This window comes from Bradyrhizobium sp. AC87j1 (assembly GCF_002936975.1).
GTDB classification, from domain to species: Bacteria; Pseudomonadota; Alphaproteobacteria; order Rhizobiales; family Xanthobacteraceae; genus Bradyrhizobium; species Bradyrhizobium shewense.
Genome location: NZ_PTFE01000043.1, coordinates 40,142 through 65,788, shown reverse-complemented (window position 1 = coordinate 65,788; position 25,647 = coordinate 40,142). Strand labels below are relative to the sequence as shown.

Here is a 25,647-nt window from a genome sequence, read left to right as displayed (position 1 = left end):
GGTAGTAGGCCGTCGCGTCTTCCGCCGAGAACGACGCCGTCACGCCCTGACCGAAGTCAGCGGTGTAGGTGAACTGGTTGACACCAGTGACCGTGCCGCTGCCGCCGACGAGGCTGTCGATGTTGTTGCCGGGATAGTTGGTCCAGGGCGCGTCGAACTGCGACACGGCCTTACCCATGGTGAAGCCGGCGAACTGGATGAAGGCGTAGTACACGCCGAGCGAACCGCCCGAGGTGTTGCCGTCGGTGCCGTTGATCGACGAACCAACGAGCGCCGGCGTCGCGCCGGAGGTGTTGAGGCCGAGGTTGCCGGTATAGACCGTGCCGCCCGTCGCGGAGCCGGAGCCCTGATAGCCACCGGTGGTCCAGGTGAACACGCCGTCGAAGAAGGTACGGACGACGCCGTATTCGGTCGCGGTGCGCGTGTCGATGTTGAGATCCTGACGAGCGCGCATCTGGTAGTAGTTGCTGAGGCGGTTGTGCGCACCGGCCGGGGAGCCGTTCGAGATGCCGTAGTTGCTGTTGGTGTTGAACGCGACTTCAGCGCGCAGATAACCACCCAGCTTGATGCAGGTGTCGGTGCCCGGGATGTAGTAGAAGCCGGCGCCGTACAGCGAGCAGATCTTCACGTATTCGACGGCCTTGGCCTTCACGGGGAGATCGGCTGCGAACGCCCCGGAGACGGCCATCAGGCCGGCAGCCGAGCCGAGAAAGAGCGTCTTCGTCAACTTCATTAGTAAACCTCCAGGTCGGTTCAGGGGGCTCGGCTCCTCGGAGGACGCCGCTTGACCCACTTAATTTCCGTTCAATTCAGGTCCGCACTGAAGGTCCGGACTGAAACGACAGTGAGGTGCCCCCCCTCCGTCGTAGCTTCACGTATAGTTTATAAAAACAACGGCCTCAATTTATTGATTTAGTGAATCGTAACTTCCCTCAGAGATGTTGCCCAATGGCAACAGAGGCGGTCGGCGCGACAACTAACACCTTAATCCAAAACGAAAAAGCCCTCAGGGGGCATCCCGAGGGCTTTCTTGGAGGTCTCACATCGCTGTCCATCGACAGGGTCAAGAGCAGCAAAGATTGAGTGCTGCGAGACGTAATTTAATTAATTGCTTTTTGCAAGTACTAAACCGTCAAACCGTTTTCGCCGCGCGGTGTCCGCCACAATTGTCTATGCGCGATTTGCGAGACGATTCCCCAATATCCCATTAAAAGAGTGAACTGAGGGAAACGGGGGGCAGCCACATGATCGAGAAAAAACTCGACAGGGCGATTACGGACTTCATCTGGAACGTCGTCGAAATTCACTCCCAGCTGGAGGACATCCATACCTGCTGGGCCGGACTGCTGGGCATTACCGAGCCGCAGTGGTTGATCTTGATGGCGATCACCGAACTGGACGACGGGCGCGGCGTCGCCGGCATCGACATCGCGAACAAGTTGCGGGTCCACCCGGCCTTCGTGACCAACCAGACCAAGAGCCTCGAAAAGGGCGGCTTCCTGTCGCGGCGGCCGGCACCGGACGATGCCCGCTTCGTTCTGATGTCGCTGACGGAGAAGGCCACGACGGAAATCGAAAAACTGTCCAAGAGAAAGCTCGTCTTGAATTCGACCATCTTCAACGAGCTCGACGAGAAGACCCTGGCTGAACTGAATGCCGCGCTCGCAACGATCGGCAGGAACGCCCGGCTGGCGGCACGATTGCTGGCTATCGACGTGTCGTGACGCGCGCCTCGGCTTCGAGGCGACCGCCTCGAAGCATGGCCGCAAACACCGCTCTCGAAAGCGATCCCCCCAGGGCTAGAGGTAGGTCACGGGATCAAGCTGACGGGCCGTTCCGAGCTTGCTGCCGAGCCATTCGAAGACGAAGTCGTCGACAGCGATGAAATTCTCGACCTCACCGAGCGGGTGCCGGACATTGTTGGGCACCACGACCGAGCAATCGGCTCCGGTCTGCCGATAGCCGGCTTGCAGGTCGAGGGCGTCCTGCTCCCATATCATGGAGCGGCTCCCGACGACCATGAGCAGCGGGCACGGGAGTCGACGCGACGGCGGCAGCGAACCCGTCGAGGCTGCGTCAGGGACCGCCTGCCCGAAACCGGTCATCCAGCGAAGCGATGCTCGACGCATCACCGGCGTCAAAAGGCCACCGTCGCACACGGCGGCCGCTATTCTGCGATCCGAGAGGGCAAGGCGGGACGCATGAGAGGCGCCCTCCCCTTCGCCATAGATTGCGATCCGCCGCGCATCGACATCGGGGCGAGCCTCCAGATAGTCCAACCAGCACTGAAGCCTGTGCTCCGGCTTGAAGGAGCGATGCACGGTTGAATTGCCGGCATCGACGAACAAGAGCGACATGGTCCCGCAGAGTGAGGCCGGCAACAGCCTGCTCATCATCGAGCCCAGGGTGATGTCCTCGTCACTGAGGCAGATGACCGTCGGCGCGGAAGTCCCACGACGCAGCGCCGGCAGAAAGAAGCCGGCCAGCGCCCCCTGGTCGAAGCAATCAATCTTGACCCGCTCAATCGCCAGTCCGGCCTCCGCCTCGAAACCTCTCAGGCTGATGCCGACCTCGTCTGCGAGGCCGGCACTTTCGACATCTTCCGGACAAGACAAGCGTCTGACGACTTCGAGGGCCGTCAACGAACAGAGCCACGCTTCCCGCGAAACCCAGGCGGAACGGTTTTGGTGCGCGGATTCGGCCAAGGTCCGGTAGTCGTCCGCGACCTTCAACCACTCCGAAATCCACAGATGCCGGTCCGTCTCACGCCCAAGCTCCGCGACGGACAGGCTTTGGAAAAATTGGGACGCGCGATCCCGCAAGCGCGCCAGGCTTTGCCCGGCGCCGTCGCACGAGCCGTGCGGCCAATGATCACCTTCCATGTCAGCCCCCGAGCGGCGCCGTCAACGGTTGCCCGGACTTGCGCCCAGATCTGCCGGCTTCGCGTTCTGCGCAGCACCCTGCACATCTGCTCGATGCGATCGCTGCCGCCCCTGATCGCGTCCATCGCGCTTACGCCTGTCGATGCTGCCCGCCGCATCGACGTCTTTCGTCACCATTCCCAACCAGCCCGCTTGGGCACAAGGTCGAGGCCAGCCCAACTCAATCGTCACGTCCCAGCTCCATCGCTGAACACAGTTGTTTGCCGCGCACTCCGCCAGTCTTGCGATCAGACTTGCGATGCGGCCCTTGTCGTTTCTTGTTGCGATCGGCGAACCGAAATGACGTCAGTTCGCCGACGTAAAATACATGCCTGCGTAGGCCGGCATTGTGAAAGCACGATATGGTGAGAGATGCGGCGGATTGCCGCTTCATCGACGCCGATTGCGATGTGACGATAAGATGACAGCGAGACCGACGTGCCGATCATCGGCGCGAAGTGTGACGACTCCGATCGCGCCTCACAGCGAGCCGGGATGAGCGAAACATCCGACGGATCGAATTCGGTAAAGTCGCATGCGAGCGAGCCGATGGACCACCACACGTGGCGGGACAGCGAGGACCCGTCGGGTGATAAAATGAGGACCCGTCGCGGATGAGCGCCGCACAGCCGGGGTCATTGCCGGCGAGCGGAAGGATTGCCGGAGGGATGCTCTCACTCCGTACCGGCCGCCGGAATCCGGCGCCGCCTTGTATGCATTATCCCAGTTGCCATCCCCGCGCACTTCGCTTTACATGCCGGCAACTCGCCCGCGGATGACGGCCGGGGCTCAAAAATCACACACATTGTCAAAGGGACGGAATATGGCGCGCAACATATTGATTCTCGGGGCTTCTTACGGCTCGCTGCTGGGCACGAAGCTGCTGATGGCGGGACACAATGTGACCCTGGTCTGCCGCGCCAAGACCGCGGAGCTGATCAACCGCGAAGGTACCGAGGTGCGCATCAAGCTGCGTGACGAGGCGGTGCATCGGGCGATCTTTTCGCGCGACCTGCCCGGCAAGCTCGACGCCGTGACCCCCGCCAATGTCGATCTCTCCCGCTACGACATGGTCGGCCTTGCGATGCAGGAGCCGCAATACACCAACCACACCGTCCGCGTTCTCATGGTCAAGATCGCCGCGGCGAAGCTGCCGTGCCTGTCGATCATGAACATGCCGCCGCTGCCCTATCTGAAGCGGATCCCGGCGCTCGCCGACATGGATCTGGAAGAGGCTTATACCAATGCCCAGGTGTGGGAGCGGTTCGAGCCGGGGCTGGTGACGCTGTGCTCGCCCGACCCGCAGGCGTTCCGTCCGCCGGAAGAAGCCGCGAACGTGCTGCATGTCGGCCTGCCCACCAATTTCAAGGCGTCGGTGTTCGCCGACGAGAAGCACAATAAGGTGCTGCGCGAGCTCGAGGCCGACATCGACGCGGTGACGCTCGACGGCCACGACGTGCCGGTGAAGCTGAAGGTGTTCGATTCCCTGTTCGTGCCGCTGGCGAAATGGTCGATGCTGCTCACCGGCAATTACCGCTGCATCACGCCGCACGATCCGCAGTCGATCCGCGACGCCGTGCACGGCGACCTCAAGCGCTCGCAGACGATCTACGACCACGTCGACGCCATCGCCCGCAAGCTCGGCGCCGACCCGCAGGACCAGGTGCCGTTCGCGAAATACGCCAAGGCCGCCGAGAGCCTGCTCAAGCCGTCATCGGCGGCGCGCGCCGTCGCGAGCGGCGCGCCCTTCATCGAGCGCGTCGACCTCCTGGTGAAGCTGATCTCGCATCAGCTCGGCGTGCCCAACGCCGAGATCGACCGCACCGTCGAGACTGTCGATCTGAAGCTGAACGAGAAGATCGTGCAGGGCGGATCCGGCGCGCAGTAAGCGCTTCCGGTGACGTCGGCGCTCACGCGCTCAGGAATGATTGAAGCCAGATCAGGCCGGTCACCGCGACAAGCGTGACCGCGCCGGTGCGCGTGACCAGGTCGGGATGCCCGAGAAGGCGCGCGCCGCGGCCGAGCGTTACGCCCAGAGTGATCCACGCGGCGCCAGCGGTGACAATCTGAAGCGCACTCGCGCCCAACCAGGGCAACAGTTCAAGCGGCCCAGCTCCAAATGGCAGGAGCAGGAAGGCGAAGACGAGCGCTTTCGGGTTCAACAGGGTTGCGAGCAGCACCTGGCCGAACGTCACCGATGCACCGTCGCGCAGCTCGCGCGTGTTGACTCGCCAGAGCATGACGGCAAGGCACAGGATGTAGATGGTCACTGCGACGCGGAGCAGGACGGCCGCGAGCGGGATATCCATGACGATGGGCCCGAGCGCCAGCCGCAACAGCGCGATCGCCAGCAGATAGCCGGCGAGCTCCGCCACAAGCAGATGAAGCGAGCGCACAATGCCGATCCCCGCGCCCGACGTCGCGAGCAAGGTGTTGGTCGGCCCGGGCACGGCCAGCAGGAAATAGGTCGCCGTGAAGAAGGTCAGGAAGCTCATGCGCCTGAGCTAGCAGTCCCTGCCCAGGCTTGGTTTGATCTTCATCATCGAATCCGGTCGTCAAAGCCCGGAATCGACCCGAATCCGCCCATTCCGTGATCGCAGATTTGCGAAAACGTTGCATCCATGCGAGGTCTGGCCTTACGTAACAGAGGCCGCCGAGATGCCTCGGCAGAGACACCAGATGCCGGCTGCGGGCAGCAGGTTCCAAGCCTGCCCGCGATAGCCGGATTGACGGGCGAAAGAACAAGTCATCGAAGATGGATCAGTCGACGTTGCAGGTCGCTCGCGCGGTGGAGGCCGGCGCGACAACCATGAAGAGTGTCATCGACACGACCGGATTGTCCCGTCTCAAGGTCGAGCGCGCCTTGAACACGCTGGAGAAGCAGAAGCTGCTGGTTCGCGACGGCCAGGGCTTCAAGGCAGCCGGCCAGCCGAAGACGGCGCCGTTCGCCCGGCAATGCGGATCCTGCAACGCCTGCTGCGACATTCTCGAGGTGGCCGCCGTCGACAAGCCGGTGAACCAGCTCTGCAAGCACTGGCAGACGGGCACCGGCTGCACCATCTACGACCGCCGTCCCCAGATGTGCCGCTCCTTCGTCTGCGCCTGGCTGCAGGGGCATCTCGACGACGACTGGTTCCCGGCGAAGTCGGGGATCATCGTCCATTTCAGCCAGGATGCCGTGAACGTCACGGTCGACGACCATTGCCCCGATCGCTGGCGCGAGGAGCCTTATTTCGGCAAGCTCGCCGAATGGTCGCTGAATGGCATCAGGCGGATCGGAAACCGGGGCTATGCGACCCTGATCGTCTCTGGCGCCGACCGCTTCCTGCTGCTTGGACGCACGGTCGTTCCCGAGCCGACCCTGTTCGGCACGGCCTTCGTGCCGCTGACGGCCGACACGTTCCGGTTCTGGCGGGCGACATCGCCGGAGCATTTGCAGCGATTGCATGAGCGCATCGCCGAGATGGAGCGGATCAGGCAGGAATTCGGCTCCTGCGTCATCCCGGAGAACGAGGACGACGATCCGCAAGCCCCCTATCGGCCCGCACTTTTACGGCTATCGAATCACGCCTGAACGCCGCCGTGGGCAACGCGGCTTGATCAGCGCCGTGCCGCTCGACGCGCCGCGGCGGGATTGATAAGCCCCTGTCCGCGAATGACGGGGACTTGAGTCGGGCATGACGGTTGCAATCGAGATGGGGCAGACCACGGCAGGCGCCGCGGCCGCCATGGACCTCGAGGAACTCTTGGCGACCCGTCTCCTGGTGCAGGGCAATTCGGGCTCCGGCAAGTCGCATCTGCTGCGGCGGCTGCTGGAACAGAGCGCGCCCTGGGTGCAGCAGGCCATCATCGACCCCGAAGGCGATTTCGTCACGCTGGCCGAGCGTTTCGGCCATCTCGTGATCGAGGCCGAGGATCACACCGAGCGCGGCCTTCAGGTCGCCGGCGAGCGCGCGCGGCTGCACCGCGTCTCCACCGTGCTCAATCTCGAAGGTCTGGACGCCGAGAACCAGATGCGCCGCGCCGCGGCGTTTCTGGGCGGGATGTTCGACGTCGACCGCGACCATTGGTATCCAATGTTGGTGGTCGTCGACGAGGCGCAGCTGTTCGCGCCGGCCGTGGCCGGCGAAGTCTCGGACGAAGCGCGCAAGCTGTCGCTCGGCGCCATGACCAATCTGATGTGCCGCGGCCGCAAGCGCGGGCTCGCCGGCATCATCGCGACCCAGCGACTGGCGAAGCTCGCCAAGAACGTCGCGGCGGAAGCCTCGAATTTTTTGATGGGGCGCACCTTCCTCGACATCGACATGGCGCGCGCCGCCGATCTGCTCGGCATGGAGCGGCGGCAGGCGGAATCCTTCCGCGATCTCGAGCGTGGGCAGTTCATGGCGCTGGGACCTGCGCTGTCGCGCCGGCCGCTGCGTTTGCATATCGGTCCGACTGACACGAGCCCACGCAATTCCACGCCGCGGCTGATGCCGCTGCCGGAATCCTCGCTTGAAGATATGCGCGCCGTGATCCTGGCCGCGCCGCCGCCCGATGCCAGCCGCCCGCAGCGCCGGCCGGCGCCTGATTTGCTCGAGCAACTCCGCGCCGCGAGGGCAGCCGCAACGCCGGAGATCCGGCCCGATGTAGTCGAGGTGCCCGTCAGCGCCGAGGAGCTTGCAGAGCGGCGCGAGCGCGTGGCTCGTACGCTGCGTGCCGTGCTGGCCGAGCCCGACGCCGGCTTCCGCGCCATCGGCGTGCTCTATCAGGAGTTCGTGGTCCGCTGCCGCATTGAGGGCCTCGGCTCCGCCGTCCCCGATCTCAACGAATTCCGCCGCATGCTGACGCATGCGCGCGCCGGCCTCGGCACTGATCTGGCTGAAGACGACGCCTGGCAGGACGTGTCGCTGCGCGCATCCATTTTGCCCGACGACATGCAGGGCGTGTTCATGATGATCGCGCGCGCCGCTAAGGAAGGCTGGCCGTGTCCCGGCGACGCCGCGATCGCGCGCGCCTATGGCTCGCATTCGCTGCGCCGGGCGCAGCGGCTGCTCGGCTACATGGAGGAGCAGGGCCTGATCGTCGTCCAGCTCGATGGCGGCGGACGCCGGATCGTGTCGCTGGTCGAGCTGGCCTGGGCCACGGCCCCCGGCGATCCCAATGGCGATGATCTGCCGGCCGAGCAGGCAGCGAGCGCCGTGTCGGCCTGAGCGTCAGGCGGCCTCGGAGCCGCCGAGATAGGCATCGCGGATTCGAGGGTCATCCTTCAGTGCCCGCGCCGGGCCTGACAGCACGATCTTGCCGGTCTGCAGCACATAGGCTTCGTGCGCGATCTCCAGCGCGAGGCTGGCGTTCTGCTCGACCATGAACACCGAGACGCCCTCCTGATTGATGGTCCGGATCAGCTCCAGCACGCGGTCGACATAGAGTGGCGACAGGCCCATGGTCGGTTCGTCCATCACGATCATCCTGGGACGGCTCATCAGCGCGCGCGCCATCGCGACCATCTGCTGCTCGCCGCCGGAGAGCGAGCCCGCGCGCTGCGACAGCCGCTGACCGAGCTTCGGGAATAGGGTGAGCATCTTGTCGAGATCCTGCGCCACCGCGTCGCGGTCGTTGCGCACGAAGGCGCCCATCAGGATGTTCTCGCGCACGCTCATGTCCGCGAACAGCCGCCGCGCCTCCGGCACCGAGGCGATGCCGCGACGGACGATCTGCGGCGTGGTCAGCCCGATCAACGATGCGCCGTCGAACGTGACATCGCCCGAGCGCGGCTTCACAAGGCCCAAGATGATCTTCATCGTCGTCGACTTGCCGCTGGCGTTGCCGCCGAGCAGGCAGACGATGTGGCCGCGCGCGACCGTGATCGAGAGATCGAAATGGACCTGGGCCTGGCCGTAGAAGGTGTTGACGTTGGATAATATGAGCAGCGGCTCGGGAGAGGAGTTCGTCATGCTGCGCTCTCCTGCTCCGACGTTCCTGACAGCCCGTGACCGAGATAGGCCTCGATCACCTTGGGATCGCTCCGCACAGCCTCGCCCGGCCCTTCCGCGATCTTCTTGCCCTCGTCCATGACGATGACGCGGTCGGACAGGCGCATCACCATCTCCAGCTTGTGCTCGATCAGGAGGATGGTCAGCCCTTCCGCCTTGAGCTCGGCGACCAGCGCCTGCATCTCCGCGGTCTCGGTCGGGTTCATGCCGGCCGTGGGCTCGTCGAGCAGCAGCAGGCGCGGCTTCAGCGCCAGTGCGCGTGCGATCTCGACACGGCGGCGATTGGCGTAGGACAGGCTATAGGCAGGCTGGTCGATCCGCGGCAGCAGCCGTTCGCCGAACCGGGCGAGAATGGCTTTCACCTCCTCGCGCAGCCGCTCTTCTTCGTCCTTGACGCTAGCAGGACGCAGCAGCGCAAGGCCAAGCTCCAGCAACGGGCCGATCACCGGCACCGCCGGCTTAACCGCACGCAAGCGCGTGTGGGCGCCGATCAGCACGTTGTCCATCACGCTGAGATTGCCGAAGACGCGGCCGAGCTGGAACGTGCGCGCGATGCCCTCGCCTGCGAGCCGCTCCGGCGACAGGCCGGTGATGTCCTGGCCTTCGAAGTGAACTGTACCCGCGTCGGGCCGATCGAGCCCGGTGACGAGATTGAACAGCGTCGTCTTGCCGGCGCCGTTCGGACCAATGATGCTGATGAGCTCACCTTTGGCGAGGTCGAGATCGATGGCGTCGACCGCAGTGAGGCCGCCGAAGCGCCGCGTCAGCCCGCGCAGGGACAGCATGGAATTGAGCTGTGCCATCACAGCGTCCCCAACAGGCCCTGCGGCCTGAACCGCACGAGCAGCAACAGCACGATGCCGTAGATCAGGATGCGATACTCCGCCGCGATCCGGAAGACCTCGGGCAGTCCCACCAGCGCGACCGCTCCGAGCATCGCGCCGACGACATTGCCGAGGCCGCCGAGGATGACCACGGTCAGCGCCAGGATCGATTGCTGCGTGTTGAAGGTCTCGTGGTTGATGTAGGAGTAGAGGTGCGCGGCGATGCCGCCGCTGACGCCGGCGGCGAACCCGCCGAAGATAAAGGCCAGCGACTTGTAGCGGTTGAGACTGAGGCCATAGGCGCGCGCTGCGATGTCGTCGTCGCGGATGGCGCGGAAGCTTCGGCCGAGATGCGAGGTGAGCAAGCGTCCCTGCAGCAGCGCCAGCACGACCATCACCGCAAAGCTGAACCAGTAGATCGAGGTCGGGCTGATCAAATCGTAGCCGAACAGCGACAGCGGCGGGATGCCGGAGATGCCGATCGGGCCGCGTGTGACGCTTTCCCAGTTCAGGATCACCAGCGAGACGATCTCGCCGATGGCGAGCGTGGCGATCGACACATAATGCCCGCGCAGGCGGAACGACGGCGAGATCAGCGCGGTGCCGAGCGCAGCGCACATCAGGCCGCCGCCGATGATCGAAAGGCCCACCGGTACGGAGAGGGTCAGTGACAGCAGCGCGGAGGTGTAGGCGCCGATCGCGAGCAGTGCGGCATGGCCAAGCGAGACCTGGCCGATCGTGCCCGCAACCAGCGTCAGGCTGAGTGCGAGCATGCCGAGCAGCCAGGCGTTGATCAGGGTCTGCAGCACGTAGAACGACACCGGGAACAACGGCAGGACCGCGAAGATCGCGGCCGCAGCAGCCAAGGCCCAGCGCGGAATGCGCACCGGGCGGCTCGGCGCGATGAAGGTTCCGGTGAGCGGCTCGGGCGGCGCCTGATGCGCGCTCGCGAACAGGCCGTTAGGCCGCAGCACGAGCACGACGACGAGCAGCAGGAATGCGAACAGATTGCGGTAGCTGGTGCCGAACACCGCAACGCCGTAGCTCTCGACGAGACCAAGCAGCAAACTGCCGATGACGGCGCCGGGCACATTGCCGGCGCCGCCGACCACTTCGGCCACGACGCCCTTGAGCGTCGCCTGCAGGCTCATCGCGGTGTCGATCTGGTTGTAGTACATGCCGACCAGCATGCCGGAGACGCCGCCGAGCGCGGCGGCAATGCCGAACACCGCCTGATTGACGCGGTTGACGTCGACGCCCATCTGCATCGCCGCATCGCGGTCCTGCGCGGTGGCGCGCACCGCCCAGCCGAGCTTGGAGTAGCGCAGGAACACGAACAACAAGAGCGCGCTCGTGAGGCCGACGCCGGCAATGAGCAGATCAAGCGGGCCGATCGTGCCGCCGCCGACCTGGAAGCGGACATCCGGCAACTGGCTCGGCAGCGCGCGCGGATTGGGCGAGAAGGTCAGCATCACAAGCTGATCGAGCACGAAGCTGATGCCGATCGTCGCGAGCAGCGGCGCGATGCGCACCGAGTTCTGCAGCGGACGCAGGCCGAACCGCTCGATGATCAATCCGACGAGCGCGGCAGCCACCGCGACCACGATGATAGTGAGCGGCAGCGGCGTATGCAGCTGCACCACCGCGACCCAGCCGATATAGGCACCGACCAGATAGATCGAGCCCTGCGCGAAGTTGATCAGCCGACTGACGCCGAAGATCAGCGCGAGCCCGACCGCAACGAGGGCGTAGACATTGCCGACGATCAGCCCGTTGATCGTGTAGTCGAGCCAGGAAGACACACAGCGTTCCTACTGAAGGGAGAACGGGTCGGAGCGATCGCTCTAGCCATTAGGTCAGGTCGGCTTGCCGTCCCAGAGCGCGAACTGGCCCTTGCGCACGACGAGCTCGGCATTCATGGCGCCCTTGACGCGGCGGCTCTCGACGTCGAACGTCGCGGAACCGAAGATGACGCTGGAGACGTCCTTCACTTTCGCGAAGGCATCGCGGACCGCACGGCGGTCGGTGCCACCGATCTTGACCACGGCGGCCGCCATGTTCATCGCATCATAGGAATAAGCGTTGAAGGCGTCAGGCTCCTGCCCGCCGTATTTCGCCTTGAAGCCAGTAATGAATTTCTTCACCTCGGGCCTGGGATCCTCGGGGAAATAGCGCGTGCCGAGATGGACGTCCTCGACCGCCTCGCCGCCGAGCTCCAGAAATTTCGGCGAGTAGACCGAGCTTGCGGCGCAGATCACCTGCTTCAGGCCGACCTGCCGCGCCTGCCGGGCGATCAGCGCGCCGTCGGAATAATAGGAGATCAGGATCAGCCCGTCGGGACTGGCGTCGCGCACGCGCACCAGCGTAGAACGGAAGTCGCGCTCCTCCGCGATGTAGCCCTCGGTGACCGCGACCTCGGCGCCGTACTCCTTCGCCGCCTTGACGAAATAGTCGCGGCTGGTGCGGCCCCAATCGGTGTTGAGATGCAGCACTGCGAGCTTCTTGAGGCCGAGACGCTTCACGGCATAAGCCGCCAGCAGCGGCTGCTCGTCGGCCTGGCTGACCGAGGTGCTCCACATGAAGTCGCCGCCCTTGGTGAAGTCGGGATGCGAGTTGGTGAAGCCGAATTGCACGAGGCCGCCACGCTGATAGATCGGCGAGGCCGCCATCGAGGCCGGGCTGGAGAAATCGCCGAGCTCCATGACGATCCGGGGATCGGAGACGAACTTCTGGGCGATCGCCACCGACTGGCGCGGATCGCTCTGGCTGTCCTCGAACTGATAAGCGAGCTTGCGCCCGTTGATGCCGCCGGCCGCCATGATCTCGTCGAGCGCGAGATCAAAGCCCTGCTTCCACTGCGTGCCATATTGCGCGTTCGGTCCCGTCAGCGGACCGCTGACGCCGAGCAGGATCGGTTCGGACGATTGCGCGAAGGCGGCGCGTGACGCTGCTCCCGCCATCATGACGGCGAGTGAGCCCTTCACCAGGCTACGACGATCGATGTTGCTCATGCACGGCTCCATCCACTCAATGTTAAACAAGCAGCAATTTTTGTGCCGGTGAGATCAGCTATTTCGAGGGCTCGCCGAGCGACAGCATCAGCCGGTTCGCCCAGTTGAAGAACGAGGCGCCATTGATGACGTCGACGATCTCGGCATCGTCGAGGCCGGCGCGGCGCAGCTCCGCGATATTGTCGGGCCCGAACGCGATTGGCGTCGCGGCCAGCGCCACCGAGGCCTTGACCACGGCATTCCAGCGCTCGCCGAGATCGGCCTTGATGCCCTCGTCGAGCAGGCGCTGCACGTCGTCGCGGCGCTTGGAATAGGTGCTGGCGAAACGCGCATGCACGGAGGCGCAATAAATGCAGCCGTTGTAGCGCGAGGTCGCGGCCGCCGCGAGCTCACGCTCGGCGCGCGGCAGGCCGTCGGCGACATTGTAGAAGATGTCCTTGTCGGTCTTGGTGCGGGCTTCCAGCACTTCGGGATCGCGCACCAGCAGGCGGAAATATTCCGACTTGGCGCGGGAGCGATCGACGAGGCCGGCGAAATGCCGCTCGGTCAGATCGGCCTCGGGCAGCGGATCGATCCAGGACACCCAGCCGAGCTCGTCCTGGGTGAAGACGACGGGCGGATTGACGGTGGCGCTCATGATTGCGGCCTCCTCTTAGGCGTTCACGGCGGCGAGCGTGCGCAAGCCGCTGACGACCCGCACCTGGAACGACAGGAACGCGACGAGCTGGGAGAAGGTGACGATCCCGGTGGTCGACCAGCCGGCGTCAAGCAGCGCCTTCATGTCGCTAGCTGCCGCATCGCGCGGGCGGAACACCAGGAGGTGCGCATGTTCGAGCGCCGCTGCGAGTCTGGCGCCGAGCGCCGGTTTGCTCGCCGCACTGACGCGATAGATCAGGCCGGCGGTGTTCTCGATCGACAGCGGACCGGCCGGATACGAGCCGTAGGGACCCGAGGTCCGGCCTCGTGCGATCTCGGCGTCGATCGCCTCCAGCAGACGCGCGCCGTCCGCGTTTGCGGCAAGCTTATCGCGATAGAAGGTGGCAACGGAGGACTCGCCATGGAGCCCGGTCACGAAGGCGGCAACCGCGGCACGTTCGGTCAGCGAGACATCGCCGGCGTCGATCGGCTCGAACAGCGAGAGATAGCTCTTCTGCGCGTTCTCGCGCGCCTGCAGGCGGCGGGCGCGGATGGCGTCCAGAGCCGAGCCCGGCTCGATCCCGGCAAGTGTGTCGATGATATCCTGCGTACTCATCATGCAGCCTCGTGCAACGCGATGCTCTTCATGTCCAATCAGCCCGCCAGCGCCACGTCGGGCGCCGTCCGGGTCCAGCCCAGCGCGGGTGCGACCTTCTCCGCGACGAGATCGATCGAGCGCAGGACATGGGGATGCGGGGCATCGACCGAATGCACCTGGAAGACGAGGTCGGTCACCCGCTCCAGCGTGGCATCGGTGCGCAGCGAGGCGATGACCTCGTCGGCGCCGCCGACATGGGTGTCGAACGCCGTGATCATCTCCTCCAGCGTCTCGCCCGGCTTGGCGTGGCCGCCCTTGAGAAACTGCGGCAGCGCACGCCGCAAGCCAATGTCTGCAAGACGCATCGCCTCGGCATGGTCGTCGGCGACGAACACGCTGCGCGAGGCCATGATGCGGGGTTCTGCCCCCTTGGGCAGCGCGTCCAGATAGGCGTCGATGACCGGATTCTGGATCTCTGCCAGCGTCGCCTGCGGCGCCTCCTTGGTCCGCGGCTGGGTGCGCGACAGCAACAGGCCGTCACCGGCCTTGCCGGCTCGGGCACCGCCCGCGACCGAGAACGTGGCCTGCCAGATCCGCTTATCCAGCTGCGGCCGCAGCGGATAGATTGTGTCGCCGCCCTCGAGCGGCTTGCCGACCAGGGCGGTGCGGACGACCTCCAGATTGCGCGCAAAAATCTCGTTGCGCTGGGCGCTGTCGAGACCGAAGGCGGCAAAGGCCGACGGATTGCCGCCGGTACCGACGCCGAGTTCGAAGCGGCCGTTGCAGATCAGATCCAGCACCGCGGCGTCCTCCGCCACCCGCACCGCGTTCTCCAGCGGCAGCGTGACGATGCCGGTGCCGAGGCGGATGCGCGAGGTTTGGGCTGCGACGTAGCCGAGAAAGGTGAAGGGCGACGGCAGGCCGCCTTCGCGCTCGTGGAAATGATGCTGGGCGATCCACGCGGAATCGAGGCCGGCCTTTTCGGCGCGAACGATCTGCTCGGCCGCGAAGCGATAGCGCTCGGCGGGCGAGGCCTCGTCCAATAGCCGCGTGAAAAATCCCAGGCGTTTCAGATTTGCAAAGCGTTGCATGCGACCCCTGTCGGGCGAGGATGGCCAGGCTGCCGATGATGTCGGTTACTGCTGCTCCAGACAAGCGGGCATTGCGCAAGGCTCATACGCAAGGCTGCCCGCCGGGATCGCCCCTGCACTGGACTTCGCTGGACGTTGGCTGGGCAGATTGCCTACCAGCTCGGCAGCACCGCGCCCTTGAACTTGGTCAGGACGAACTCCTTGACCTCCGGCGTGTGGTAGCTGTCGACGAGGATCTTGACCCAGGGCTTGTCCTTGTCGGCGGTGCGCACGGCGATCAGGTTGACATAGGGGCCCTTCGGGTCCTCGCGCACGATCGGATCCTTGACCGGATCGAGGCCCGCCTGGGTTGCATAGTTGGTGTTGATCGCGGCGGCGTCGACATCGTCGAGCGCGCGCGGCGCCTGCGCCGCGTCGACCTCGATGAACTTCAGCTTCTTCGGATTCTCGGTGATGTCGAGCACCGTCGGTTTGAAGCCGGTGCCGTCCTTCAGCTTGATCAGGCCCTTGTCGCGCAGCAGCAGCAGCACGCGGCCGCCATTGGTCGGATCGTTCGGGATCGAGACCTTGCCGCCCTCGGGGAGGTCGGCGATGGCCTTGTGCTTCTTCGAATAGACGCCGATCGGGAAGTTCACGGTCAGGCCGACGGCCTCGATCTTGTAGCCGCGGTCGGCTTTCTGGTTGTCCAGATAAGGCTGGTTCTGGAACGAATTGGCCTGGATCTCGCCGGCATCGAGCGCCGCGTTCGGCACGACGTAGTCGGAGAATTCGAGCAGCTGAATGTCGAGGCCCTGCTTGGCGGCGATCGGCTTCACCGCCTCCAGGATCTGCGCATGCGGGCCCGGCGTCACGCCGATCTTGATGGTCTCGGCGGTGGCTGCTGCCGACCAGGCGGCGAGCGCGGTTGCGAGGATCAGGGGGAAGCGAAACGACATCTTGGTCTCCATGGCACGGCGAGAATAATTGGAACCGTATTCGCTTCTCCGTCGGATGAAATCAATGAAATGGAAAACCAAACTTGCCGCCCGGCGCGGACGACGCTTCTCCGTTCGATCCGATGTGGGGAACAAACGCGCCTGCGCAAGCGTGAGGCCCAATCAGCCCCGGCGTATCGCCATGACCAAGCCTCGCCGCTTCCGGGCGGCGAGCCGGGTCGTGCCCCCAAGGGTGCTCCCCATCGTCATTTCGTCGCATGGCCCGGCAGTCACGCCGGCATTGCCGCCTCGTGCATGATGCAACATGATGGCCGCCGGCGACGATTTGTCTTCGCGGTGGAGGGTCATCTGATGAACGAGAACGAAATCCGGGGTCTGGTCGCGGAGGTGAAGCAAGGCACGCTGTCGCGGCGCTCGTTCATCCAGAAGGTCGCCGCGGTCGGAATCGCAGCGCCGATCGCGAGCCAGATCCTGCTCTGGCACGACGTGGCGATGGCGGATGCCACACTGCCGTACAAGCCGACCAAGGCCGGCGGCGGCGGCCCGCTCAAGCTGCTGTTCTGGCAGGCGCCGACCCTGCTCAATCCGCACTTCGCGCTCGGCACCAAGGACCAGATGGCCTCGCGCGTGTTCTTCGAGCCGCTCGCCGGCTGGGACAAGGAGGGCAACCTCATCCCGTGCCTTGCCGCCGAGGTCCCGACCAAGCAGAACGGCAACCTTGCGGCCGACGGCATGAGCGTCGTCTGGAAGCTGAAGCAGGGCGTCAAATGGCATGACGGCCAGCCCTTCACCGCCGACGATGTCATCTTCACCTGGCAATACGCCGCCGATCTCGCAACTGCGGCCTACACCACGGGATCCTACAAGGACATCAAGGTCGAGAAGATCGACGACCACACCGTCAAGGTGATCTTCAGGGCGCCGACGCCGTTCTGGGCCGATCCGTTCGTCGGCTCGGTCGGCCTGATCCTGCCAAAACATCATTTCGGCGACTATGCCGGCGCCAAGTCGCGCGAGGCACCGGCCAATCTGAAGCCGGTCGGCACCGGCCCGTACAAATTCGTCGAGTTCAAGCCGGGCGATTTGATCCGCGCCGAACGCAATCCCGACTATCACATCAAGAACCAGCCGCATTTCGACACGCTCGAGATCAAGGGTGGCGGCGATGCGGTGTCCGCGGCGCGCACCGTGCTGCAGACCGGAGAGTACGACTTTGCCTGGAACATGCAGGTGGAGGAGGAGGTGCTCAAGCGCATGGAGGCGGGCGGCAAAGGCAAGCTCGACATCACGCCGTCCGGCAACGTCGAGTTCATCATCCTCAACACGACGGACCCGTGGACCGAGATCGACGGCGAGCGCTCCAGCGTCAAGTCCAAGCACCCGACGCTGTCCGATCCGGCGGTGCGCCGGGCGATCAACCTCCTGATCGACCGCGACTCGATCCAGAAATTCATCTACGGCCGCGGCGGCATCGCCACCGCGAGCTTCGTCAACGCGCCCAAGCAGTTCAAGTCGCCCAAGCTGAAATACGAGTTCGACATCGACAAGGCGAACAAGATCCTCGACGAGGCCGGCTGGAAGAAGGGCGCGGACGGCATCCGCGAGAAGGACGGCAAGAAGCTCAAATACGTGTTTCAGACCTCGATCAACGCGCCGCGCCAGAAGACGCAGGCCATCATCAAGCAGGCCTGCCAGAAGGCCGGCATCGACATCGAGCTCAAGTCGGTCACCGCATCGGTGTTCTTCTCCTCCGACGTCGGCAATCCCGACACCTACTCCAAATTCTATGCCGACATGGAGATGTACAACACCACGCAGCCGCAGCCCGACCCGGAGCGCCTGCTGAACCAGTGCGTGTCCTGGGAGATCGCCACCAAGGACAACAAATGGCTCGGCCGCAACAACTCGCGCTATTCCGATCCCGAAGCCGACAAGGCCTACAAGGCCGCGCAGAACGAGCTCGACCCGGTCAAGCGCGCCGCGCTGCTGATGAAGGTCGACGAGATCTTCTGCGAAGCCCACGTGTTCCTGCCGCTGCTCTCACGCCCCATCGTCAACGCCGGCGCCAACAACCTCATGATCGACATCTCCGGCTGGGACACCATCACGTGGAATCTGGCGGCGTGGTATCGCGCCTGAAGGGGCTGGATCGACGCTCGTGTCCCGGACAAGCTGCAACGCGCATAGCGCGTTGCAGCGCAGAGCCGGGACCCAGGAGCGACACGGTCCAATGCCGCGACATGGGCCCCGGCTCTGCAGCGCACCACCCGGCCGATGCTTCGCATCGCCCGGGGCGCTGCGCAGCGTCCGGGGCACGAGAGCGGAGTGCGGCGCATGCTCATTCCACGTCTTCATTGCGATGCTCCAGTGCACATCCCAGCGGCGGTGCCGTAGGGTGGGCAAAGGCGCATAGCGCCATGCCCACGAATTTAAGCAATACGGGAGAGTGGTGGGCACGCTGCGCTTTGCCCACCCTACGAGATCGAGATTGTGGCACGCAGCTCAACCCGCAGACACGCCTTCGCCTTCTCGCGGCTCAATCCGCCCGAGCTTTGCTTCGTCGCTCCACCCTCATAGCCAAGAGGGCGCAGGGAAGGCCGGGTGCCAGCTGGCACCCGCGGTCTGCTGCGCGAATAATGCGCAAAGGAGACCGCACAGCAGCATACAGGTGTCGCCGATCACTCGGCCTTCCCTGCGCGATGGTCGGACGGCTTATGCCGTGATCTCCCGGGAGCCGACCTTTCCTTCTGGCCTCCCTCGCCCCGCGAATTGACGATGCCGTCTGCCCGGTTGGGCTCGCGCGCATCTCCGCAGATGCTTGACCGTAGCAACGACGGCCAGGACCACACGGTTTTGCCGTACGCACGGCCCGCTTGTTCGCCGCAGGGTTCGACGACGTTGTGCACGTTGCCATCGACCTGCCGGCGAGACGAACCTAACAGCGCCGCTCGTCGCACGCGGTTACGGACTCACAGGGACTACCCGCCCTGCCCGCACCTCTCATGCCGACGCTGCCGCGTCCACCGCAAGCCCGGCTCGCGACAGTGACGACACAAGATCGCCCCTCTTGGATGAGCCGGGATGGGCGACACATACGCCGAAACCGAATTTCGGTAAAGTGGAATATTTTTATGGGAAGGGGTTGACGGAGGGCGACACAGGGGCGGGGTTCTGCCCGCCGCCATCCTACACACTGCCTCCACTCAGGCTTCATCAGACACTTAGACGTTTGCGAAGAACGCCTGCACATTGATCTGACCGTCAGTGAGAGCCCGCTTCTCAGGTATTATTCGGCCGGTGGAATCAGCGCGAAGGCATTCTCTATACAGCGGCGCAGTGTAGCGAAGCGAAACCCATCTGGGTGTATCCAATGCGAGGGCAAGACGGGTTTCGCAAGTACTCTACCGTCCTACCTGCCCGCTCTCGTGACATTATCCCAGCCGTCCCCATCCTCTTTTCCACTGTGTGCTTCAGATCACAGCAGAATCACGCGCCCTCCCTTACAATGACCCAGCATGGCCGCAAACAAGGTAACGGCGGTACGCGTGAGGCTGCGGAGGCGATCGACAGCTAGGGGACTTTTGAGGCCGCCAGGGTGGAGAGCCCGGCGGCTTTTTTTCTCATTGCAATGCAGCACCTGAAAGCGTGGATGCCCGGGCCTTCGCGGCGCCGAAGGGGCTTCGGCCCGCAGGCGGGACAAGCCCGGGCATGACGACCTTGCAAAGATCCGAATGCGATGCTCATCGATCGGGCCGGCACCTGTCGCCTACGAACCACCCGCCCCCTTCCGCTCCTCCCGTTCTTCCTCGACCTGCCGCTCCGCTTCGAGCCAGAACTCCAGCTCGCGATTGCTCGGCCGGCCCGCCTGCTCCCAGAGCTCGTAGGCGCGTGCGCGCACCTGGCCGCGCCGCATCATGCGGCGGAGCTTTCGCTTCAGCTCCTCGGCAAAGCTGCGGAAACGCTGGCCGGTGGTTTCGTCCCTGACGAGCGCGGCCGCTCGCGTGGCGAGTTCGATCTGGTGCTCTATCTTTTTCTGCTCGTCCACCGCCGACACTGCCGAGGGAAAGGATTGTTGTCAGAGCCCGTGCTGTTCGGAGATTGAATTCCTTTCGGGGATGGTCTGTTCCCTCGACAACAGCGAGCGGGATGGGAGAGCGTAGGATGGGTAGAGCGAAGCGAAACCCATCGGGGGTCTAGATGACGTCGACGCATGATGGGTTTCGCAAGGGCTCTACCCATCCTACGCACCATCACATCGAGTCGACGCCGCTAGTGCCACGTCGTGTCGGCTTCGACGATCACCACTCTGATTTCCGGATCTTCCGCCGTGTTGCAGGTGCAGGGCATGCCCTCGCCGCAGCGGCAGCCGCCGAGCTTCTCGCTCCAGGCCCGGAGCGGATGGTTTTCGCAGACCCATCCCAGACCCTGGCAGAATGGGCATTTCTTGTCGGTCACAGCGTATCCGGCGTCCGCAGCGTGTTCGACTTGTCCTCGTTGCGCAGCTCCTGCTCGGCCGCGTTCCAAAATTCTTCTTCACGGCCTTCGGGCTTGCCGGCTTGCTCCCACAAGCGGTGCGCGCGTTCTCTGATCTCTTGCTCGGTCGGGTCGGGCAATTCTCGTCTCCTCTGGTGAAGCACGGCCCACCCTGGGGGGTATGGGGGGCTTGGAGGCGGGCCGTGCAGGCCAGCGATCGGCGGCGAGGCTGACCCGCGGATTCAAGCTTCGATCGTGCGCGGGAGTTCCTAATCGCGCGCGCCCGGGCGACGACGTCCTCATCAATACCTTGAGACAGGAAAGAACAGGGCGCCCAGCCAGAACAGGAGCCACTCGGGCAACGCCCCAGGCTCTCAAGAAGGCCAGGCGGCCGCCATCACCGGGATCACGACCGCACATCCCAGGCCGCAAAAGTCAGGACACCAGGCAGGTCGTGCAATGTCTCGGGAGGATGGAGATGCGAAGCTCGGGGATATTGGTAGCGGGAGAGGGGATCCGCCACCACATTCCAAAAGAACAAAATCCTACGCAAATTCAAAGATTTATCTGGATCGGAGGTGCGAGCCCGAGCGGGATACATCTCTTCCGGATGTAGCACCTTCGCCGCGCCTTCAGGAAAGACACGGAAGGCGGTCAGACCAGGATCGTACCACGTCGGGAAATTCGGCTTCTGTCTTGAACCCGCACAAGCGCCGGAATTCGCTCGACCAGGTCGACCGCGCCTTGGCGTGCATCACGTCCCGCTCGTATGGGATCGCATCCCACAGTCCAATGCCACGATACAGTGACAGCGTCTCGAGTCACTCAGCCTTGTGGACGAGCGTTGTCCCGAATAAGCCCCTTCGACATGCCCCCTCGACCATTCGACCGGATTTCGCGTGCAGTTAGTTGACCTGTCACTGCGTTGTTGCGCTACTCTCGAAGGGCTTGTTTTCGGCGATGAACCTCGCCGCCAACACCAAGGCCCCCATCGAAAACTCCTTTCCGTGCGCGGCAATCATACGCTCGGAGAGCTCCGCCAGTTCCTGGAAGAAGTGATCTTTGCTTGTGGCTTCGCTTCGCGCTTCGGTGGCTGTCATGAACTTACTCCTGGAGCTCGCGGCAAGGCTCGTCGCCCAGCACGCCGTTACTTGAAGATTTGCGGCGGGAACGTCACGATTGCCGCCTCGCCGCCATGTGTTCCGACCGCAAGATGCTGGCCGTCGTCGGACCAGCGGACGGTCTGGACCGCGCTCCGGCCCGGCGGTTTGACGACCAGTTCGTCGGGTTCGCCAATCCTGGCAACGACGACCCTGCCGTCGGTGTATCCTGCCGCGACCAACGGACGTCCCGGATGCATGTCCACTGCCTCGACAAGTACGAAGCCACCGCGGCCGGTGCCAACGCTCGTCGGCTGTTCGCCACCGTCGTCGAAACTGGAAAGGTCCCATGCGATCATGCGGTAGGCTCCGCTCGTCACGAGAACGCGGGAGTCTGCACTCCACGAAAGAGACCGGACGCTTGCAGGATAGCTCGGAATCCGAACGGTGCGCGCATCGGAAAGGCGCAGCAATACGATACCTCCTTCTGCGACGGACATTGCCAGCCAGCTTCCATCGGGACTCCAGGCCAAGCTGGAGATGACGCCCAAAGCCATTGTAGCGGTGGGCTCAGGTCGGGGTCCGAAGGCACGCACAAGCAGACAACCGTCAGCTCCTATCGCGAAGCTCCGACCGTCTGGCGAGACGGCGATCGCGGACGAACGCCCTCCCGCACGCTCCTGAAGCCATCCGACCTCGCCGTTGGAATCGCAGAATATGACCGACCCGTCGGAAGCAGCCAGAATACCTCCGGCATGCACCGGGGCAACGAGATCGATCGGGGGCGCTAATTTTGCGGCCTGTCGCGTGACGCCGGATGCCGACACGTGCAGCAACTGACTGCCATCGCTTGCGATGAAGCCCTCGGGCTCGATCGAGGCGAGATGAAGCGAAGCATCGCTGATGACGACTTTCGTCAAGGGCGGGACCGGATTCCGCCGTGGCGAGATCGTCGGTCGACCGCCGTCCAAGGCCATACGATAACGGTCTTTCGGCGGTTCGCTGTCGGCCAGCGGAGCGATGGCCAGAGAGCCATCGGCAAGCGCGAACGCCACTGCCTGTCCCGCAACGTCGAACGCCGCGTTCGTAACGGGCGCTCCCATGGTCCAATGCCGACCAAGGAAGTCATAGAGCGTAGCCGTCTCAGCTTCCATCGTGTCCATCGGTCGTCTCACCTGCCGGTCGCAATACATCTGTCGAGTTCTTCAAGGCGTCGTTCCAGCGCGGCGCATTGGGCGTCGCATGCTGCCATTCCGGCCTTTGCTTCTTTCCAGCGCTCGTGCGCTTCCTCGATAATTTGGGCGAATGCATGCGAATCGCCCGTCGCCGCGATCTCCTGCTCAATCCTCTGAATCTCGAACTCTGCTCCACCGGCAAGCTGACGGTTCAGAAGGTTCCACGATTGAGCGGCCGACATCTGCTGAACGACGAGCAACCGCTCCTTCAGCATCTCGACAAGAACCTCCGGATCGACACTCATGCGCTCGGCTCGATTTGATCAAGGATCCGCTGGAGACCCCGGGCATCGGACACGAAGTGTTGCTGCGCGTCATTGACGTAAGATTGGACCGAGTCCCACAGATCGACCCTCAGCAACCGCGCCGGATCGCCCATCATCGTCTCGATGGTCTGGAGACCGAACTGATGCCGCAAGCCGATCCCCTGCAATACGAAATCCGACAGCTCGCGTGCATGCGTTTCGACGAACGGCCGCAGCAGCGGATGTACGCCGTAGCTAATGCCGCGCTTTGCGAGCTCGGTCTCGATGAACAAGATGAAATGCCGCACCAGCAAACTTTGGCTTTCGCCAACCAGGTGCACCACGAAAGTGACGTCGCGGTCGGCGCGCGCAAGGATCTGCGAGGCCAGCGTCGCCGCGGGGGCCGGACCTTTCCCGCTCTTTTGCTCATCCCAGACAGCCGCCATGAAAGGCTCCCCGATCGCTAGGTCCGGGAACGGTATTGGTGCAATTTGCGGTACAGCGTAGCGCGCGAGAGCCCCAGCTTTTCCGCCGCAGCCGCAATATTGCCGCCGGCGTTTGCGACGGCCCTCTCGATCGCACGCCGCTCCATCTCGTCAAAGCGCGCGATCTCGTCGCCCTCCGATCCCGTCGCGCTGTTCTCCGACTGCACCGACATTGAGGGAGGTTGAGCCGGCGTGACCTCCACGAAATCCTCTGGCAGGTCTCTGGGCGTGACGATGCCGGTTATCGTCATCAGCACCAGGTTCTCAATCAGATTGCGCAGCTCGCGAACGTTTCCCGGCCAGGAATAGCGGCGCAGCAACTCCATCGTGGCCGCCTCGAAGCGCAGCGGCTGGGTGCTGTAGATCGTAGCGAATTGCCTGTTGAAGTGATCGATCAGGATCTCGACATCGCCCAGCCGGTCGCGGAGTGGCGGGATGGTGAACTTGACGACGCCAATCCGGAAGTACAGATCTTTCCGGAAACGTCCCTCGGCCACTTCCTGCTTCAGGTTCCGATTGGTCGACGCCACCAGCCGGACGTCCACCGGGCGCGCCTTGCTGTCACCCAGTCTGTACACCGCGCGCTCTTCCAGCACACGGAGCAGGTAAGGTTGCAGGTCCATCGGCATCTCGCCGATCTCGTCCAAGCTGAGCACGCCCCCATTGGCAAATTCGAATCGCCCGGGCCTTCCCTCGCGCGTAGCGCCGGTATAGGCGCCCGGCGCATGCCCGAACAATTCGCCGCCGAGCAACTCTTTCGAAACCGCACCGCAATTGAAGGCAACGAAAGGCTCCTTGCCGGTCTTCTGACTGGCGGCATGAACCAAGCGGGCGAAGAGTTCCTTGCCGACGCCCGTCTCGCCCTCGAGCAGGATTGCTGTCCGGCCGAGCGCCGCCCGCTCGATTTTCTGCACCACCTCAAGCAATGCCTCGCTACATCCGACGATTGCTTCCTTTGCCGACATCAGGGCGGCGCGGGTTGTCGGCGACATCTCGGATGCAGCAGGATTAATCCGCGGCTTCGAAGCAAGCACGAGCATTGCGCCCTTCACGACCCCGTCAACGATTAGTGGCTCGATCCGCTGCTCGCGCAGCTCCTCGGGCAACCCCTCGGCCAGGTCTTTTCCCAACAGGCCTTCGCGACTTGGAAGAATCTGTGACCCAATGCTCAACTCACGAGACTGCGCGAGCCGCCGCCAGCGAGCCGACGCCATGTCGTTGTGATGGACCACTCGGCCAAAGCGATCCAGGATCACCACGCCGTCGGCGCTGCCCATCCCCGGCATCCGAGAGATGCTCGCCTCGAGCAGCAGTATTCTCTCGAGCCGGATCTTTTCCGAGAGCGCAAGCTCGATATGGTTGGCGGCGATCACCGCCAATGCGACGTTGTGCCGGTGAAAGATCGCCTGTGGTCCGGAAAAATCGATGATGCCGATGATGCTGCCGTCGATCGGGCTACGAATGGGGCTGCCGACGCAGGTCCAGGCCTTGATGCCTTCGGAGAAGTGCTCCGCCGCGTGGACATGGACCGGCTTGCCCGTGACGAGCGCCGTGCCAATGCCGTTGGTGCCGGTCACCGTCTCGCCCCAATCGGCGCCGACTTCGAGGCGAATATCGTGCCCCGCATCGATCGTCCGCTGGTCGCCGCCGACATCGAGCACGACGCCGTTCCTGTCGGTGATGACCAACATCGTGGCCGCATCGCCGAGGACATCCGCCACCCGGCGAAACGTCTGAGCGCTGGAGCCGAGCAGATCGTCGTTCTTCAGACGCAGCTCATAGAGATCGTCCGGCGAGGCGATGAGACCGCTGCCCTTGCAACGGGCATCGACGCCCGACTGGATGCTGCGCTGCCACGACTCCTCGATGACGCCTCGCACCAGCGCGTCCTCGCGCTTCGCGTCCCCGAACGTCAGGAAGTTTTCCCACGCTCTGTTGGTCTCTCGTTCATCGTAGGGCCGCCCCTGCTCCGCATCAGTCGCGTCCGGAACTTTGTAGCCTTCCAGGGAAAACGGCGGCTTAGCCATGAACGTTTCCGTCAGCATTGGGGCACCAAATCTGAATGGGCAAACACAGCTTGATCGGCAGAAACGACATGAGCCGGACCCGATCGAGATC

The 25,647-nt window shown here is 64.1% G+C and carries 24 protein-coding genes; 5 read left to right on the top strand and 19 right to left on the bottom strand.

Annotation, left to right across the window (positions count from 1 at the left end):
* Positions 1-733: porin (locus CV770_RS22120; RefSeq protein WP_146101332.1), on the bottom strand; the 733-nt coding region annotated here is incomplete at its 3' end.
* Positions 734-1,244: 511 nt separating this feature from the next.
* On the opposite strand from CV770_RS22120, the gene CV770_RS22115 reads away from it, so the two are divergent.
* Complete coding sequence (locus CV770_RS22115) at positions 1,245-1,724, top strand: MarR family winged helix-turn-helix transcriptional regulator (protein WP_104463837.1); 480 nt, start codon at positions 1,245-1,247, stop codon at positions 1,722-1,724.
* Positions 1,725-1,799: 75 nt separating this feature from the next.
* Here the strand turns inward: CV770_RS22115 and CV770_RS22110 are convergent, their stop codons facing one another.
* Positions 1,800-2,882 (bottom strand): alpha/beta hydrolase family protein, encoded by a 1,083-nt coding sequence (locus CV770_RS22110; protein WP_104463836.1) that lies wholly within the window; start codon positions 2,880-2,882, stop codon positions 1,800-1,802.
* A gap of 862 nt (positions 2,883-3,744) precedes the next feature.
* Here CV770_RS22110 and CV770_RS22105 point away from each other — a divergent pair.
* Positions 3,745-4,809 carry a ketopantoate reductase family protein gene (locus tag CV770_RS22105; protein WP_104463835.1) on the top strand — a complete coding sequence of 355 codons (1,065 nt, stop codon included), beginning with the start codon at positions 3,745-3,747 and terminating at the stop codon, positions 4,807-4,809.
* A gap of 22 nt (positions 4,810-4,831) precedes the next feature.
* Here CV770_RS22105 and CV770_RS22100 read toward each other — a convergent pair whose 3' ends face one another.
* Positions 4,832-5,416: a hypothetical protein gene (locus CV770_RS22100; RefSeq protein WP_104463834.1), complete on the bottom strand. Its 585-nt coding sequence runs from the start codon at positions 5,414-5,416 to the stop codon at positions 4,832-4,834.
* A 260-nt stretch (positions 5,417-5,676) separates the two neighbouring features.
* Between CV770_RS22100 and CV770_RS22095 the strand changes: the two genes are divergently transcribed.
* Together CV770_RS22095 and CV770_RS22090 are read left to right on the top strand one after the other, a co-directional pair.
* Positions 5,677-6,495: a YkgJ family cysteine cluster protein gene (locus tag CV770_RS22095; RefSeq protein WP_104463833.1), complete on the top strand. Its 819-nt coding sequence runs from the start codon at positions 5,677-5,679 to the stop codon at positions 6,493-6,495.
* A 103-nt stretch (positions 6,496-6,598) separates the two neighbouring features.
* Positions 6,599-8,113: a helicase HerA domain-containing protein gene (locus CV770_RS22090; RefSeq protein WP_104463832.1), complete on the top strand. Its 1,515-nt coding sequence runs from the start codon at positions 6,599-6,601 to the stop codon at positions 8,111-8,113.
* Between the two features lie 3 nt (positions 8,114-8,116).
* On the opposite strand, the gene CV770_RS22085 is transcribed toward CV770_RS22090, so the two are convergent.
* The 8 genes from CV770_RS22085 to CV770_RS22050 all read right to left on the bottom strand — a co-directional run bounded on the left by CV770_RS22085 (position 8,117) and on the right by CV770_RS22050 (position 16,003).
* Positions 8,117-8,857 carry an ABC transporter ATP-binding protein gene (locus CV770_RS22085; protein ID WP_091960769.1) on the bottom strand — a complete coding sequence of 247 codons (741 nt, stop codon included), beginning with the start codon at positions 8,855-8,857 and terminating at the stop codon, positions 8,117-8,119.
* Positions 8,854-9,699, bottom strand: coding sequence for an ABC transporter ATP-binding protein (locus tag CV770_RS22080; RefSeq protein WP_201759976.1), 846 nt, complete (start codon positions 9,697-9,699; stop codon positions 8,854-8,856). Before CV770_RS22080 ends, CV770_RS22085 begins: the two co-directional genes overlap by 4 nt.
* The gene (locus CV770_RS22075) at positions 9,699-11,522 is read right to left on the bottom strand and encodes an ABC transporter permease (RefSeq protein WP_104463830.1); all 1,824 of its coding nucleotides are present in this window, start codon (positions 11,520-11,522) and stop codon (positions 9,699-9,701) included. Before CV770_RS22075 ends, CV770_RS22080 begins: the two co-directional genes overlap by 1 nt.
* A 54-nt stretch (positions 11,523-11,576) precedes the next feature.
* Positions 11,577-12,731: an ABC transporter substrate-binding protein gene (locus CV770_RS22070; RefSeq protein WP_104463829.1), complete on the bottom strand. Its 1,155-nt coding sequence runs from the start codon at positions 12,729-12,731 to the stop codon at positions 11,577-11,579.
* Positions 12,732-12,789: 58 nt separating this feature from the next.
* Positions 12,790-13,368 carry an alkylhydroperoxidase domain protein gene (locus CV770_RS22065; RefSeq protein WP_104463828.1) on the bottom strand — a complete coding sequence of 193 codons (579 nt, stop codon included), beginning with the start codon at positions 13,366-13,368 and terminating at the stop codon, positions 12,790-12,792.
* A gap of 15 nt (positions 13,369-13,383) precedes the next feature.
* Complete coding sequence (locus CV770_RS22060) at positions 13,384-13,986, bottom strand: CMD domain protein (protein WP_104463827.1); 603 nt, start codon at positions 13,984-13,986, stop codon at positions 13,384-13,386.
* Between the two features lie 35 nt (positions 13,987-14,021).
* On the bottom strand, positions 14,022-15,056 hold the full coding sequence (locus CV770_RS22055; RefSeq protein WP_104463826.1) for a putative FMN-dependent luciferase-like monooxygenase: 1,035 nt from the start codon (positions 15,054-15,056) through the stop codon (positions 14,022-14,024).
* Between the two features lie 152 nt (positions 15,057-15,208).
* Positions 15,209-16,003, bottom strand: a complete 795-nt coding sequence (locus CV770_RS22050) for a MetQ/NlpA family ABC transporter substrate-binding protein (protein WP_104463825.1) — start codon at positions 16,001-16,003, stop codon at positions 15,209-15,211.
* A 339-nt stretch (positions 16,004-16,342) separates the two neighbouring features.
* Here CV770_RS22050 and CV770_RS22040 point away from each other — a divergent pair, with 339 nt between their 5' ends.
* Complete coding sequence (locus CV770_RS22040) at positions 16,343-18,130, top strand: peptide ABC transporter substrate-binding protein (protein ID WP_091961161.1); 1,788 nt, start codon at positions 16,343-16,345, stop codon at positions 18,128-18,130.
* 1,627 nt (positions 18,131-19,757) lie between these two features.
* On the opposite strand, the gene CV770_RS22030 is transcribed toward CV770_RS22040, so the two are convergent.
* From CV770_RS22030 to CV770_RS21990, 8 genes are all read right to left on the bottom strand, one after another.
* A complete protein-coding gene (locus tag CV770_RS22030; RefSeq protein WP_201759975.1) occupies positions 19,758-20,036 on the bottom strand; it encodes a DUF2934 domain-containing protein in 279 nt (92 codons plus the stop codon).
* Positions 20,037-20,260: 224 nt separating this feature from the next.
* The gene (locus CV770_RS22025) at positions 20,261-20,446 is read right to left on the bottom strand and encodes a hypothetical protein (RefSeq protein WP_104463822.1); all 186 of its coding nucleotides are present in this window, start codon (positions 20,444-20,446) and stop codon (positions 20,261-20,263) included.
* Complete coding sequence (locus CV770_RS22020) at positions 20,443-20,604, bottom strand: DUF2934 domain-containing protein (RefSeq protein WP_091960736.1); 162 nt, start codon at positions 20,602-20,604, stop codon at positions 20,443-20,445. The genes CV770_RS22025 and CV770_RS22020 overlap by 4 nt, the downstream gene beginning before the upstream one ends.
* 777 nt (positions 20,605-21,381) lie before the next feature.
* Positions 21,382-21,564, bottom strand: a complete 183-nt coding sequence (locus CV770_RS22010; protein ID WP_091960733.1) for a hypothetical protein — start codon at positions 21,562-21,564, stop codon at positions 21,382-21,384.
* A gap of 47 nt (positions 21,565-21,611) precedes the next feature.
* A complete protein-coding gene (locus CV770_RS22005; protein WP_245453825.1) occupies positions 21,612-22,727 on the bottom strand; it encodes a WD40 repeat domain-containing protein in 1,116 nt (371 codons plus the stop codon).
* A gap of 8 nt (positions 22,728-22,735) precedes the next feature.
* Positions 22,736-23,044 (bottom strand): hypothetical protein, encoded by a 309-nt coding sequence (locus CV770_RS42705; protein WP_201759974.1) that lies wholly within the window; start codon positions 23,042-23,044, stop codon positions 22,736-22,738.
* Positions 23,041-23,490, bottom strand: coding sequence for a hypothetical protein (locus tag CV770_RS21995; RefSeq protein WP_091960727.1), 450 nt, complete (start codon positions 23,488-23,490; stop codon positions 23,041-23,043). Before CV770_RS21995 ends, CV770_RS42705 begins: the two co-directional genes overlap by 4 nt.
* A gap of 17 nt (positions 23,491-23,507) precedes the next feature.
* Entirely contained in the window at positions 23,508-25,574 is a 2,067-nt protein-coding gene (locus CV770_RS21990; protein ID WP_091960724.1) for a sigma-54-dependent Fis family transcriptional regulator, read from the bottom strand.
* Between the last annotated feature and the right edge of the window lie 73 nt (positions 25,575-25,647).

Coding starts and splice junctions, on each gene's coding strand:
- CV770_RS22060 (WP_104463827.1), bottom strand. CDS start 13,986: ATGATGAGTACGCAGGATATCATCGACACACTTGCCGGGATCGAGCCG.
- CV770_RS22065 (WP_104463828.1), bottom strand. CDS start 13,368: ATGAGCGCCACCGTCAATCCGCCCGTCGTCTTCACCCAGGACGAGCTC.
- CV770_RS22090 (WP_104463832.1), top strand. CDS start 6,599: ATGACGGTTGCAATCGAGATGGGGCAGACCACGGCAGGCGCCGCGGCC.
- CV770_RS22040 (WP_091961161.1), top strand. CDS start 16,343: ATGAACGAGAACGAAATCCGGGGTCTGGTCGCGGAGGTGAAGCAAGGC.
- CV770_RS22050 (WP_104463825.1), bottom strand. CDS start 16,003: ATGGAGACCAAGATGTCGTTTCGCTTCCCCCTGATCCTCGCAACCGCG.
- CV770_RS22080 (WP_201759976.1), bottom strand. CDS start 9,699: ATGGCACAGCTCAATTCCATGCTGTCCCTGCGCGGGCTGACGCGGCGC.
- CV770_RS22055 (WP_104463826.1), bottom strand. CDS start 15,056: ATGCAACGCTTTGCAAATCTGAAACGCCTGGGATTTTTCACGCGGCTA.
- CV770_RS22105 (WP_104463835.1), top strand. CDS start 3,745: ATGGCGCGCAACATATTGATTCTCGGGGCTTCTTACGGCTCGCTGCTG.
- CV770_RS22115 (WP_104463837.1), top strand. CDS start 1,245: ATGATCGAGAAAAAACTCGACAGGGCGATTACGGACTTCATCTGGAAC.
- CV770_RS42705 (WP_201759974.1), bottom strand. CDS start 23,044: ATGAGTGTCGATCCGGAGGTTCTTGTCGAGATGCTGAAGGAGCGGTTG.
- CV770_RS22095 (WP_104463833.1), top strand. CDS start 5,677: ATGGATCAGTCGACGTTGCAGGTCGCTCGCGCGGTGGAGGCCGGCGCG.
- CV770_RS22070 (WP_104463829.1), bottom strand. CDS start 12,731: ATGAGCAACATCGATCGTCGTAGCCTGGTGAAGGGCTCACTCGCCGTC.
- CV770_RS21995 (WP_091960727.1), bottom strand. CDS start 23,490: ATGGCGGCTGTCTGGGATGAGCAAAAGAGCGGGAAAGGTCCGGCCCCC.
- CV770_RS22005 (WP_245453825.1), bottom strand. CDS start 22,727: ATGGACACGATGGAAGCTGAGACGGCTACGCTCTATGACTTCCTTGGT.
- CV770_RS22100 (WP_104463834.1), bottom strand. CDS start 5,416: ATGAGCTTCCTGACCTTCTTCACGGCGACCTATTTCCTGCTGGCCGTG.
- CV770_RS21990 (WP_091960724.1), bottom strand. CDS start 25,574: ATGCTGACGGAAACGTTCATGGCTAAGCCGCCGTTTTCCCTGGAAGGC.
- CV770_RS22085 (WP_091960769.1), bottom strand. CDS start 8,857: ATGACGAACTCCTCTCCCGAGCCGCTGCTCATATTATCCAACGTCAAC.
- CV770_RS22110 (WP_104463836.1), bottom strand. CDS start 2,882: ATGGAAGGTGATCATTGGCCGCACGGCTCGTGCGACGGCGCCGGGCAA.
- CV770_RS22010 (WP_091960733.1), bottom strand. CDS start 21,564: ATGACAGCCACCGAAGCGCGAAGCGAAGCCACAAGCAAAGATCACTTC.